At 62.4% G+C, this 13,043-nt stretch carries 11 protein-coding genes; 3 read left to right on the forward strand and 8 right to left on the reverse strand.

Going from position 1 to position 13,043, the window contains the following annotated elements; genetic code table 11:
* Positions 1-264: 264 nt before the first annotated feature.
* The 8 genes from C2U37_RS20385 to cmoM form a co-directional block, all read right to left on the reverse strand.
* Entirely contained in the window at positions 265-573 is a 309-nt protein-coding gene (locus C2U37_RS20385) for a putative quinol monooxygenase (protein WP_042879252.1), read from the reverse strand.
* A 265-nt stretch (positions 574-838) separates the two neighbouring features.
* Positions 839-1,324: a GNAT family N-acetyltransferase gene (locus C2U37_RS20390; protein ID WP_049636016.1), complete on the reverse strand. Its 486-nt coding sequence runs from the start codon at positions 1,322-1,324 to the stop codon at positions 839-841.
* Between the two features lie 16 nt (positions 1,325-1,340).
* A complete protein-coding gene (locus tag C2U37_RS20395; protein WP_052816254.1) occupies positions 1,341-1,814 on the reverse strand; it encodes a cupin domain-containing protein in 474 nt (157 codons plus the stop codon).
* Between the two features lie 288 nt (positions 1,815-2,102).
* Positions 2,103-2,489 carry a septal ring lytic transglycosylase RlpA family protein gene (locus C2U37_RS20400; protein ID WP_052816256.1) on the reverse strand — a complete coding sequence of 129 codons (387 nt, stop codon included), beginning with the start codon at positions 2,487-2,489 and terminating at the stop codon, positions 2,103-2,105.
* A gap of 150 nt (positions 2,490-2,639) precedes the next feature.
* Complete coding sequence (mukB, locus tag C2U37_RS20405) at positions 2,640-7,067, reverse strand: chromosome partition protein MukB (protein WP_104452958.1); 4,428 nt, start codon at positions 7,065-7,067, stop codon at positions 2,640-2,642.
* 45 nt (positions 7,068-7,112) lie between these two features.
* Positions 7,113-7,850, reverse strand: coding sequence for a chromosome partition protein MukE (gene mukE / locus C2U37_RS20410; RefSeq protein WP_029314572.1), 738 nt, complete (start codon positions 7,848-7,850; stop codon positions 7,113-7,115).
* On the reverse strand, positions 7,831-9,150 hold the full coding sequence (gene mukF, locus C2U37_RS20415; protein ID WP_039040724.1) for a chromosome partition protein MukF: 1,320 nt from the start codon (positions 9,148-9,150) through the stop codon (positions 7,831-7,833). Before mukF ends, mukE begins: the two co-directional genes overlap by 20 nt.
* 114 nt (positions 9,151-9,264) lie before the next feature.
* On the reverse strand, positions 9,265-10,041 hold the full coding sequence (gene cmoM, locus C2U37_RS20420; RefSeq protein ID WP_104452959.1) for a tRNA uridine 5-oxyacetic acid(34) methyltransferase CmoM: 777 nt from the start codon (positions 10,039-10,041) through the stop codon (positions 9,265-9,267).
* 179 nt (positions 10,042-10,220) lie between these two features.
* Between cmoM and C2U37_RS20425 the strand changes: the two genes are divergently transcribed.
* From C2U37_RS20425 to pfkA, 3 genes are all read left to right on the forward strand, one after another.
* A complete protein-coding gene (locus C2U37_RS20425; RefSeq protein ID WP_232048262.1) occupies positions 10,221-10,955 on the forward strand; it encodes an ElyC/SanA/YdcF family protein in 735 nt (244 codons plus the stop codon).
* Positions 10,956-11,090: 135 nt separating this feature from the next.
* Positions 11,091-11,846 carry a triose-phosphate isomerase gene (tpiA, locus tag C2U37_RS20430; protein WP_104452961.1) on the forward strand — a complete coding sequence of 252 codons (756 nt, stop codon included), beginning with the start codon at positions 11,091-11,093 and terminating at the stop codon, positions 11,844-11,846.
* A 143-nt stretch (positions 11,847-11,989) separates the two neighbouring features.
* Positions 11,990-12,961, forward strand: coding sequence for a 6-phosphofructokinase (gene pfkA, locus C2U37_RS20435; RefSeq protein ID WP_010674852.1), 972 nt, complete (start codon positions 11,990-11,992; stop codon positions 12,959-12,961).
* Positions 12,962-13,043 lie beyond the last annotated feature (82 nt).

Consider the following 13,043-nt stretch of genomic DNA (forward strand, 5'->3'; position numbering starts at 1 on the left):
ACCATGGTCAGCAGCACACCTTCTACCCCCCAGCCTACCTGTTCCCAGTGTACTGTCTCCCCGGTCAGCATGCCGGTGAGCAGCACAGTGGCGCAGATGAGGGTCCAGCCGGTCAGGTGGAGGAAGGACTCCCCCGGTAGCAGCGCTTGATCAGGATGGGGTTCAGGGCCATGGCCACACAGCCGAGCAGGTAGATGCGATTGCCGGGAGCGAGGCTGAAGGCAAAAAGCCCGATGAGGGGACCATCGGGCTCTGCGGCAAGGATCAGGGGCTCACTTCTTCCATGAAGACAAGCCGAAGGGGTTCGGCCAGCAGTTCGTCCGCCTGGCGAGCGAAAGCCTGGAAATACGCGGTCTCACAGTGGGCATCCAGGGCGGCCTGACTCACGAAGGCTTCCCGCATGTAGAAGGTGCCGGGTTCATCCTTCAACTCGAACAGCACGTAATCGAGGTTGCCCGGCTCCTGGCGAGTGGGGTCAATCAAGGTAAGCAGGGCATCGCGAAGGCGCTCTCCCATGCCGTCACGGGCCTTGAGCACTGCGATCGATACCAGTTTGTCTGTCTCTTTTTTCATCCAGTTTTCTCCGTTGTACATCGTCAACACGCCAGAGAGTGCAACCTGGACAGCGATTTATACTGCCGGATGCTCCCCCATCAGACGTTGCCCAGTGTAGGCAGGACGGTGGGGGCCATATAGGGGGGCAGAATGAACACTGTGTTCAACGGGGTGGATAACCACGCCGTGCACGGAGGAACAAACGAGCGGGAGGGATCATGGCGCAAAGGGTGGCAACGGGACCCGCCAGGAGGCGGCACGGCTTGCGGCCCCCTGGTCCAGGCTAAGGGCCTGCAGACCAGCGCTCAACGTCAAGGCAATAGGTGGTGAAAGGGTGTTCGCCCAGGCGCGTTTTCCTCACCCAGATGGCCCGTCTGGCGAGGGACAGATAAGGCGGGCGGGTATCCAGCAAGTGAAAGAGTATCGTCCGATGGCCAAGCTCCCTCGCCCACCCCATCATCTCGTTGAAAATCGCCACGCCGCTTCCCCAGCCGGCCTTGGCGAGCACGATGGCAAGCTCCACCCCCTCGTCATCGGGCTGGATACCGCACCACCCCGCCAGGGTGCCGTCGAGGAAGATGGCGCGCACGCGGCAACCTGGCCGGGCGTCGACTCCCAGCTTGTACGCCATCCAGTCGCGCACCCCGGCCACATCGAAAAGCGGGTGAGGGATCAGGTGCTTTCGCAGCGTCTCGTCGTTGAGCAGCGGCAGAAAATCCTCTGCCCTGACAGCAGAAAAGGGGCTGAACACCATGGAGGTCTCTCTCATTGCCCGAAGAGGCACCCTAGTAGGGGGTGCCATCCTTGTGTCTGGCTGACCAGGCGCCATCGGCACCCTGTACCAGGGCCAGATCGTCGTCGGGATAGTCGACGGTGTCCCCTGGCAGCCTGTCCCCCACCTCGAGATAGACGGCGTCCACCTCACCGTGGTTGAGCAACTGGTGGGCCAGGCCGCTGCCCCCCTTGAAGCCGATGCACTCCCCCGGCGACATCCGGTACTCCTCCTCCCCGTGGCGCAGGGTGGGATTGCCCGAGAGCACATAGACGAACTCGTCCTGCAGGCCGTGATGGTGCTTGAGCGCCGAGATGGCCCCCGGTGCCAGGGTCGTCAGGTTGACCCCGAAATTGGCAAGGCCGAAATGATCCCCCAGCCTGCGCCGGGTGCGGTGCTTGACCAGGGAGGCAAAGGGCTCCGGATAGAGGGACTTTGCCTTGTGCTCGGGGATGGCCGTTGCCTGAATGGCACGCTTGTCAGCCATGTTCTGATCCTCCCAGTGAATGACGTCTCTCTTTATAGCCTGCGCCTTAGCGGCGAAACATGGGCAGGGGGTTGAAAGGGTGTCTCACACACCATGCCATGCCCGGTTGCCGCCAGATGGCAAAGACACCCTGTTTTTCGTTTGGCTATCTTAATGGCACACCGGAAAATGGGAAGTCGCGTTGGCGACCTCACCAATGGAATGAAGAAGATGGCCCGCGATCACCGGGAAATGCCCTCTTCCAGCGGCCCGGGTATGGAGGGGCACCGGCACATGCAGACCCGGTGACTAGAGCACCTCAATCCTGACCTTGATAAGCCCGGATCGGGGATTGCCGATGGCGCTGAACGCCGCCCTGGAGAGATCGATGATGCGCCCGCGGGGGAAATTGCCCCTGTCGTTGACCCGCACCACCACGCTCTTGTCGTTGGCGAGGTTGGTGACCCTCACCAGGGCGCCAAAGGGCAGTGTCATGTGGGCGGCGGTGTTGGCGTGGCGCTGGTAAGGCTCCCCGCTGGCGGTGCGCTTGTTGTGGTAGCGATCGGCGTAATAGGAGGCAAGCCCCGTCTGGGTATAGCCTCGCCAGTTGCCCGCACTGCCTGCATCAGGGTGGCTGCTGCAGGCGGCCAGCAGCAGGCACAGAGAGGCCAGCAGCCCTTTTTGTCGCGTCGTCATGCGTTGCTTCCTCGATGGGACAGAGCGACCAGCATCGCCAGTCAGGCTTCCGTTAACAGGGGCCTACTCTCTCACATTTCCCATGGAAAACGGGAGGCCCAAGCCTCCCGTTTTGCGTATCGCTCCGTCAGCCCCTGTCAGGGGAAGATGTCAGGCGATGAGCTTGTCGTCGGCGAAGCCAAAGCCGCGCAGCCCCACTACATGCACATGCTCGTGCTTGCCCTGCACCTTGCGGATGAGCTTGTAGGTGGTGCCCTTCTCGGGGCTGATGTTCTCCGGCGCCGCGATGAGGAGCTGCATGTCCTGCCGCTCGCACAGCTCGAACAGGGTGGCGATGGATTTGCCATCAAGCCGTGCCGCTTCGTCCAGGAACAACAGGCGGCAGGGAGCGATGTCCTTGCCGCGCAGACGGCGGGACTCCTCCTCCCAGCTGATGAGCACCATCAAGAGGATGGCCTGACCGGTGCCGATCGCCTCGCCGGTGGAGAGGGCGCCGCTCTCGGCCCGCAGCCAGCCGTCAGCACCGCGCTGCACCTCGATCTCCAGCTCCAGGTAGTTGCGATAGTCGAGCAGCACGTCCCCCATCACCTGATAGTTGCGCTCCCCCTGCTCCACCTGCGGGTTGAGACGCTGGAAGAGCTTGGCCATGGCCTCGGAGAAGCTGAGCTCCTTGTCGGCGAAAAGATCGTTGTGCATGGCGCTCTGATCGGCGAGTGCGGTCAGGAGGCGAGTGTGGGCCTCGCGGATATTGACGTTGAGACGCACCCCGCGCACCAGACCGAAGGCGATGTTCTGCAGGCCCTGGTTCAATACCCGGATGCGGTTCTGCTCCCGGCGGATGATGTTGGTGATCTTGGCCGCCACCTCGTGGGAGGAGAGGGACAGATGGGTTTCCCGCTGCTTGAGCTCGTCGGCGAGGCGCGCCAGCTCGATCTCCATCTCCTCGATGGCTTCCACCGGATCGTCCGAGCGGATGATGTCGTTGCGGATGCGATCTTTCAGGTAACGGTAGACCTGCACATAGAAGGCGACCTTCTGCTCGGTGCTGCGGTTGCCTTCCGACAGACGCAGCGCATCGCGCAGGGCCTCGTCGTGGGCCACCGCCACCCGCAGGGCGCCGAGGGCCTTGTCCGACATGGAGCGCAGCTCGTCGCTGTCGAGGTACGCCAGCTCGCGCTTGTTCAGACGCTTCTCGACGTCGGTCTCCCGTGCCAGACGCACCACCCGCGACCAGCTCGCCTTGTGACCCACCAGGGATTTGCGGGCGCTGTAGTAATCCTTGCCTTCGAGCTTGAGACGACCGCCAAGGGACTCGATTTCGCGCTTGCACACCTGCAACTGGGCCTCGGCGCTGGTGCGGCGGGTCCGGGTGCGGATAAGCAGCTCTTCAATCTCTTTCTTGTGGGCACGGGCCTTCTCTTCCATGTCATCCGACAGGGTCAGCCCCATGGCCGCCAGCTCCTGCTCGAACTCCGCCAGGGTCTGCCCCTTGGCCGAGGCGCTGGAATCGAGCGCCGTGCGCAGTTGCAGCGCCTCGGTGTGGCGCTGGGTGATCTGCTTGTGCTGCTCACCGGCGGTGCGGGCGGCAAGCTCTGCCGCCTTGAGCTTCTCTTTGAGTCGCTCGCTCATCTCGGAGGCCTTGCCCAGCAGATCTTGCGCATCCTGATAGGCAAAGTGCGGCAAACGGGCCACCAGCTGATCGAGGGCGTAGCAACGGCGCTTCTGCTCGGCCAGCAGGTCGCTCACCTCGTCAAAGGCCGCCTGCAGGGCCGCCAGATCCTGGGGATCCTGGCGCAGCACCTGCACCATGGTTTCCAGTTTTTCCAGCGCCTTGCCGTGCCTGGCGATAAAGGCTTCGGCTGTTTTAAGGGCCTCCACATCGGCGTGAGCCGCCTCGAGGCGGGCCGCCAGGTCTGCCTCGGCAAACAGGTGGGCAAAGGGCAGCATCCCCTGCACCAGCTGGATATGGCGGGTCAGCTGGGCGGCGGCGGCTTTGGCATCACTCAGCTGCTTGTCGCACTCGGCGATGGTTTCTTGCAGCTTGCGCTGCTCGTGCTGCTTGGCCTGCACCTCGGCTTCGGGGTCCGGGCGGAAGGCGATATCCAGATGCTGGCCGATAAAGTCGCGGAAGTGGCCGTAGAGACGGTGGTACTTCTGCTGCTCGAAGGCGGCCTTGGCGTAGCCCTCGATGAGGTTTTCCCGCTCAAGATCGAGCTGCTCGATCCGTTTTTCCCGGGCGGCGCGGCCAAACAGCGGCAGCTCGGGGTAGCGGGAGAAGCGCACCTGACGTTTGCTGGTGCGCACCAGCACGGCGTCCCCCAGCTCATCAGCTTCCACCAGATCCTCGTCAAAGGAGTCGGGGTTGCCCTGGATGAGGTAGATATCTTCCGGGCAATCTTCCAGCTTTTTCAGCCGCTCGATGGCGCCTTCGAGGTCGAGCACCACCAGGGCGCTGCGAGCCGGGCCGTAGAGCGCGGAGTAGTAAGGGGCATCATCGATGGAGATGTCGTCATAGACGTCCGAGAGCAGCACGCCCCCCACCTGCTCGGCGATGCGGGCAAGACGCGGATCCGCCTCGCCGGCACCCAGCTGCAGGTTGCGAATTTGCATCTCCAGCGCCTGTTTCTGGCCCTGAATGCGGTTGCTCTCCTGCTCGAACTCCCGCTCCTTGTCGAGCACGCTCTGCATGCCGGAAGAGAGTTCTTCGGCGGTGGCCAAGGCCAAGCCACTCTGCTCGCGCAGTTGCTCGAGTTTTTCAAAGGATTTGAGCCAGCGCGGGGCCAGCTTGGTCAGCTCCGCGATATCGCGACCCAGCTGAGTACCCTGATGCTCGAGGCTGGCGCGGCGCTGATTGGCCTCTGCCTGCTGCTCGGAGAGCTCCTCCTGGCGGGTGCGCTGGGCTTCGAGGAAGATCTCCAGCTCGTCCTGGCTAGCAATGTGCTGACCAGACGCCTGGGCCAGCTCGTCTCGCAGCCGCAAGAGCGTCTTCTGGCTTTCGCTCTCTTTCTCGAGGCGAGCCAGCGCGGCGCGCAGACCCTGCCCCTGGGCAATGCGGGCCTTGTCTTCGATGTGGCGCTTGAGCAGCGCCTGCGCGGTGGGCCAGGCAGCCTCGCGCACTGTCTCGGGTGCGATGCTGAGCAGCAGCGTCAGCGCCGCTTCGTGTTCGGCCACCGCCGCCTTGGCCAGCGCCAGCTGCTGCTCGGCCCCCAGCACCCGGCTGGTGAGGCTCTGCTCGGCTGCGCGGAACTGGTGCAGGGTGTCGCTCGCCTGCGCAGGCTCGAGCCCCGGCAGTTCGCACTGCTCGCGGGCGTTTTCCAGGGCCTGCACCGCCTGACGGTACTGGATGGCGCGGGTCTGCTGGATATCGAGCGCCTGCTGGTAGTCGGCCAGCTGGGTCTTGAGGCTGTCCACCTCTGCCTGGGCCAGCTCCTTGCGCTCCTCCACTTCCAGCAACTGGCCGTGGATCTCTTCCACCACCGCCTGCTGCTGCTCGAGCTTGTCGTTGAGCTCCGCCAGATCGGCGCGATAGAGGGCAATCTTCTTTTGCAGGGCCACGGCCGCCATCACCTTGGCCAGGTGCTCGGCGGCGGACTCCAGCTCGTCGGTCAGGAGCTTCTCGCGGTTGGTGAGCTGATCCACCTCGTCCGCCAGATAGATGGCGCGCTGCTTCTCCTCGGCCAGCAGACGGCGTTTGCCGGCGAGCTCAGAGCGTGCCTTGAGGGCCAGCTCGGAGAGACGGCTCTTCTCGGCGGCGCCCCGCACATACTCCGCGGCCACATAGTGGGTGGTCTCGGTGATCAGGTTCTTGAAGAGATCCCGCTGACCTTGGGTCTCCTTGATGGCTTCCAGGGTGCGGCGGTTCTCGTAGATGGCCGCCTCCATGTCCTGGAACGCCTTGCGTACCCCGGAGTTCTCCGGCAGCAGGTATTCACGCAAGGAGCGGCTGATGGAAGACGAGATACCGCCGTAGAGGGAAGCTTCGATCAGGCGATAGAACTTGCCGCGATCCTTTTGATCCCGCAGTTTCTTCGGGGTGATGCCGAACTCGAACATGAAGTTGTGATAATCGGTCACCGTATTGAACTTGGCGACCTTGATGGCGCCGAGCTCCGCTGCCGCCCCCTTCAGATCAGCGAAGGCACGTACCCGACCCTTGCCGTCGTCGAGCTTCTCCAGCAGCAGATCCGTGGGCGCCAGGTGTTCGGGCACATCCACCAGGGCGAACGGAGTGATGTTGACCTTGTTGTCACGGTTGGCCACCTGTTCGAGGTGCACACCGACCCAGATCCGCTGCTCGCGGCTGTTCATCACTTCCAGCAGCGAATAGCAGTGGCCACGCTGCAGCTTGCCGTAGAGCCCCTTGTCGCGGGACGCGCTGGAGGAGCCCGCCTCCGTGGTGTTACGGAAATGGAGCAGTGACTGGTCGGGAATGAGGGCCGCGATAAAGGCCGCCATGGTGGTGGACTTGCCCGCGCCGTTACCGCCGGACAGGGTCGTGACCAGCTGGTCGAGATCGAAGGTGCGGGCAAAGAAGCCGTTCCAGTTGACCATGGTCAGGGATTTGAATTTGCCTCTCACGCCACACTCTCCATCAAACCGGCAGACACCATCAGTGCCGGCACATTAACGTTGCAGATCATCTTCCACCTCCAGCTCCAGCTGCTCTTCGTCCAGATCCTCTTCGATATCCTCGAACAGGGAATCGCTGCTCGGCATCTCGTCGTCGTGGAAAATGGCCTCCCCTTCCTGGATCATCCGCAGTTGCACCGCGCGGGGATCCTCGTCGGAGCGCACATCGGCGGCGAAGCGGAACACGGACTCGTTGACCCGGAATTTGTCGCTGTTGCCAAGGGGGGTGATCATCCCGAGGCGCTTGAGGCGACGCATGGAGGTGCGGATTTTCTCGAGGAGCTTCTTCTTGTCCAGATCCGTGCCGCCGGAGCGGCTGTTGACCATGCGCAGCAGTTGCTTCTCGTCCGCCAGACTCAGCACCTCTTCTTGCAGCTCTCCCATGGCGAACACCCCTTCAGAGGCGAGCCTGTCCGGGCTCAGGAACAGGTAGCAGAGCACCTTGCCCACCAGCATATCGAGCTCAGATAACACTGTTGTACCGATGTCGGCGCTCGGGCGCGGACGCAGGTAGAAGAAGCCTTCCGGCGCCTTGATGAGTTCCACCTGATAGCGGCCGTAGAAGATCTCCAGCTCCTGGTGGTACTCCACCAGGGCAGAGTGCTGCTCGAATTCGTCGGCACTGATGTGGCGACCGGAGCGCAGGGCGGTGTCGATGCGCGGAAACAAGGGGTTGGCGATGGCCTCTGCGAGGCGCAGGGGCAAGGGGAATTCAGTATTGATCGATGACATAGGCCTGAACCTTGGATCCAGCTTGGTTGATGGGTTTCCATGCGGGTTGGCGGTGGTGCTCGCGCTCACCGCTGGCATGGCCGAGACGCACGGCCTGATCGATCAGGAGGCGCGCCACGTCGAAGTGGGCATGGGCCGGGTAGTCCAGCAGGTATTCCCGCAGCACGTCGGCAAGATCCAGCCGATCTCCCTGCTCCGGATAGCGGGCCAGGTAGCGCTCGATGCGCTCCGCCAGCTCCTGGTTGATGTCCACCATCTCTACGTACTCCATCTCGAGGGGCACCTCGCCGGTCACCTCCTCGTCGTGGATGGCGATGGTTTCATCCCGCAGCTCCAGCAAACGGGGCTCTTCGGCCACCCGCAACAACCAGCTGTGCTGCTCGAAGTTGCGGATGGATTCCCGCAGCCGCTGGCTGAAGGCGCGGTTCTTGTCCATGTCGATGGCGTTGCGGATGAACTTGTGGACGTGCCTGTCATAACGGGACCAGAGCTCGATGCACTGCTGGCCCCAGGCGGTGATGACATCCAGACGCCCCTGCAGGGCGTGGGTCAGCTCCTCGACGTGGAACAGATCATCGCGCCCCTGGGCCGCTTCCTGAATGTTGAGCAGCCCCGCCTGCAGGCGGTGGCCGGCGGCGTCCAGGGTGTCCTGCAACTCGCGCAGGGTCTGGCCGGTCTCGTGCAGGAGCTTCTCGCAGCTGTGGATGGCATCGACCCAGTTCTGGGTCAGCAGGGCCGCGATCTCGCTCTTGACCTGGTTTTGCTGCTCGTCCATGGCGCGCTGGGTGAGATCGATGCGCCCGAGCGTCTCTTCCAGGGAGAAGGAGAGACGCGGCAGCACCTCGGCGTCCCACTGCTCCCGGGTGTTGGTCTCGAGCGCCGCCTTGCGGGCGGTGTCGAGCTCGGCCGCCAGGTGCTCGAGCAGGATGGAGAGCTTGATGGAGTCCACCTGGCGCTGATCCATGAAGAAATCGACGATGCTCATGCCAAGGCGCGACAGGCGGTAGAGGCTCTCCCCCGCCACCATGTCGGTGGTGAAACGCGACAGCAGTTGCTGACGAATGAGATCGTTGATGGCGTTGTTGGCGCGACCGGTGAGGGTCTCGTCCATCTGGCCGAAGGCACTGCTGACATAGCCAAAGGCATCGTGCAGCGCGGCCTCCGAGAGATCAGACTCGTCCTCGGAGAGCGTCTTGATCGCTATCAGAAAGGCCAGCCTGTCGGTGGGGAGGTTCAGCGCCAACCCCTCCTGTCTGACCCATCCCACCGTCTCTGGCAGGGTACGGGATGTACTCATCATGACGTTATCATCTCGTTGTTATAGTCGGCAGGTCTTTGCCTGCCGTGGTGATATAGGCCGGGGTCGGTGGCGCCCCGGCGGCTGGATCCCGCATCGTATTCACGCCGGTGGGGCTCAACCGGCCGGTTTCTGGGCCATCACATGGATGTAGCGCCCCAGGGAAACAAAGGGCTCCTGGCGGCAATATTGCTGCTCCATGGCCAGCAGGTCCTCGAACTTCTCGACCTGATCCTGCTTGTGGCGCATGTAGTCGTGGATGACACGCACCCCGGTCTTGCCGATGATCCGCAATCCCCCCCGGCCTATCCAGTCATAGACCTGCTCCGGCAACTGGGGATTGGTGGGTGTCAGGGCGGTCTGGCGTTTCTTGCGAAGGCCCAGGCGCACATAGTCAAAATTGCCCACCACCAGGCTCTGGAACAGGAGGCCGTGACGATTGTAAAAAAGCAGCGACAGTATGCCCCCTGCCTTGACGAAAGGGAACAGACCCAGCAAGGTCTGGCGCGGCTCGGCGAGCCACTCCAGTACCGCGTGACAGAGCACCAGATCGAAGGTGCCGGTCACCTGGTGCTTGAGATCCTGAATGGGGCAATGGATGAGACGAATTCTGTCTTCCAAGCCCTTCTGGGCGATCTGCTCCCGGGCCAGATCCAGCATTTCTGCCGACAAATCGCACAGCTCCACCTGATGGCCCATGGCCGCCAGTTTCTGGGCGAAGTAGCCAAAGCCGCCGCCGGCATCCAGGATGCGCAGCGGCCGGCTGCCCAGGCGCGCCAGGCAGGCTTCGATGTCACTCCAGACAATGGTGGTGCGAATGCGCCCCTTGGTGGAGTCGTAAATGTTGCGAGCGAACTTGTCCGCGCGCCCGTCAAAACTCTGATCTTGCTTCAAGACACACTCATCTTCGACCGCCCCGCCATGAGGGCCGCAGGAGGAACCACACAGGATTGGGCCACAGGAAAAAAGAGGGGTATTCTGTCACATCCCGAATTTGCTGAAAACTCAAGGACGTGTCTGTCGTGTTCGAGCTCAACTTCTTTGTCATCAAGAAATGGCTGGGCCATCTGCTGATGCCGCTCCCCTTCTCTCTCTCCTTGTTGGTGCTGGCGCTCGTGCTGCTCTGGTTCACCCGCTTTCAAAAAAGCGGCAGGCTGCTGGCGACCCTCTCCTTGGGGATCATCGCCCTGATGGGGACGCGGCCGGTGAGCTACGAACTGGCCCGCAGCCTGGAGCAGACCTATCCCCCCTTCGAGGTGAGCCAGCATCCTGACATCCAGGCCATCGTCGTGCTGGGCAACGGTCATGTGAGCGATCCGGCCATCCCAGAGCGCGCCTGGCAAAACAACATCTCCCTGGCGCGCACCCTGGAAGGGGTTCGCCTGGCTCTGGCCTATCCAGAGGCCGAGCTGGTTTTCTCCGGCGCCGTGGCCGGGGATCCCCTGTCGAACGCCGAGGTCAACGCCCGCATGGCGGCCAGCCTTGGCATCCCGCGCGCGCGCATGACGTTGTTTGAAAACAACAAAGACACCCATGACGAGGCGGTCAGCATCGCCGCCCACCTCAACGGCAAACGGGTGGCGCTGGTGAGTTCGGCCACCCACCTGCCCCGGGCCATGGCTCTCTATCGCAGTCAGGGACTCGATGCGGTGCCGGCTCCCACCGATTACACCGCCAAGCAGAGTCAGGAGCCGCAACCCCTCTACAGCTACCTCCCCAAGGGGCGTTATCTGATGTATTCCGAGGCTGCCATTCATGAGTGGATTGGGGTATGGTGGGCCCGTTTGCGTGGGCAGGTCACCGAGTGAGCAATCGCGCCTTGCATTCCTGATTTGGATCAGGAAAGCGAAAAAAAATTACGTCATTTGCCGCCGGGTCAGCTATCTTGGGCTCGGTTCAATTCATATAATGTTGCGCAATCAAATGCCTAGGAGATATAGAAGATGAGACAGCACCTGGTAATGGGTAACTGGAAACTGAACGGCACCAAGGCTTCTGTAGAAGCCCTGATCAAAGGACTGACCCCGGCCGCTGCCGCTCATCCTTCCGTGCAAGTGGCCGTCTGCCCGCCGGTTATCTTTTTGGGTCTGGTTGAACAGCTGACCGCTGGCAGCAAGATCGCCTACGGTGCCCAGAACGCCGACGTTCACGAGTCCGGCGCCTTCACCGGCGAAAACGCCCCCTCCATGCTCAAAGCCTTCGGCTGCACCTACTCCCTGGTCGGCCACAGCGAGCGTCGTACCCTGCACGCAGAGACCGACGACGTGGTGGCTGCCAAGTACGAAGCCATCCAGAAGGGCGGCCTGATCCCCGTGCTGTGCATCGGTGAAACCCTGGCCCAGTTCGAAGCCGGTACCACCAACCAGGTGGTCGAGACCCAGCTCAAGGCCGTGATCGATCGCTGCGGCATCACCTCCTTCGAGAACGCCGTCATCGCTTACGAGCCGGTATGGGCCATCGGCACCGGCAAGACCGCCACCCCGGAGATCGCACAATCCGTGCATGCTCACATCCGTCAATACCTGGCCGGTTTTGATGCAGCCGTGGCTGCCAAGGTACAGATCCTGTACGGCGGCTCCGTGACTGGCGCCACCGCTGCCGACCTGTTCGGCCAGCCGGACATCGACGGTGGCCTGGTGGGTGGCGCGTCCCTGAAAGTGGACGACTTCTCCCAGATCATCGCTGGCGCAGCCAAGTAAGCGCCAAGCAAAGAGGGGCCCCGCCCCTCTTTGCATATCGCTTTCCTATGGACCCTCTCGCCATAGGAAAGCCGATATAGTAAAAGCGGCCAGCCGTATTATTCAGAATCTTGATTTTCGACAACTCAGATCCAGAGGCACTCATGACCAAACAAATCAAACGTATTGGTGTTTTGACCAGTGGTGGTGACGCACCGGGTATGAACGCAGCCATCCGCGCCGTGGTGCGCGCCGGTCTGCATCATGGCCTGGAAGTTTACGGCATCTATGATGGCTACCTCGGTCTGCACCAGGACCGTATCGTCAAGCTCGAGCGTCACAGCGTCTCCGACGTCGTGAACCGTGGCGGTACTTTCCTGGGCTCCGCCCGTTTCCCCGCCTTCAAGGATCCGAAAGTCCGTGCCGAAGCGGTCGAAAACCTGAAGAAACACGGCATCGACGCCCTGGTGGTCATCGGCGGTGACGGCTCCTACATGGGTGCCAAGAAGCTGACCGAAGAGGGCTTCCCCTGTATCGGCCTGCCGGGCACCATCGACAACGACATCGCCGGTACCGACTTCACCATCGGCTTTGACACCGCCCTGAACGTGGTCGTGGACGCCATTGACCGCCTGCGCGACACCTGCAGCTCCCACCACCGCATCTCCGTGGTCGAGATCATGGGCCGCCACTGCGGCGATCTGGCCATGTCTGCCGCCGTTGCCGGTGGTGCCGAATACGTGATCGTGCCGGAAGTGGCCTTCGACAAGGAGAAGCTGCTGCAACAGATCAAGGAAGGGGAAGCCAAGGGCAAGAAGCACGCCATCATCACCATCTGCGAGCACGTCACCGACGTCAACGCCCTGGCAAAAGACATCGAGGCCATGACCGGCCGCGAAACCCGCGCCACCATCCTGGGTCACATCCAGCGTGGCGGTTCTCCCACTGCCCGTGACCGTATCATGTCCAGCCGCATGGGTGCCTTCGCCGTCGAGCAACTGCTGGCGGGCCAGGGTGGCCGCTGCGTCGGCATTCAGGGCAACGAGATGGTGCACCACGACATCATCGACTGCATCGAGAACCTGAAGCGCCCGTTCAACCAGGAGCTGTACGATCTCTCCACCACCCTGTTCTAAGGGCTGTTGTCTGACAAAAAACCCTCCTCTGGAGGGTTTTTTTATGGCGCTGTCCCAATTATGTGTTGGAAGGCTAATCTGG

It is taken from the genome of Aeromonas sp. ASNIH1 (assembly GCF_002934285.1).
GTDB lineage: Bacteria > Pseudomonadota > Gammaproteobacteria > Enterobacterales > Aeromonadaceae > Aeromonas > Aeromonas caviae.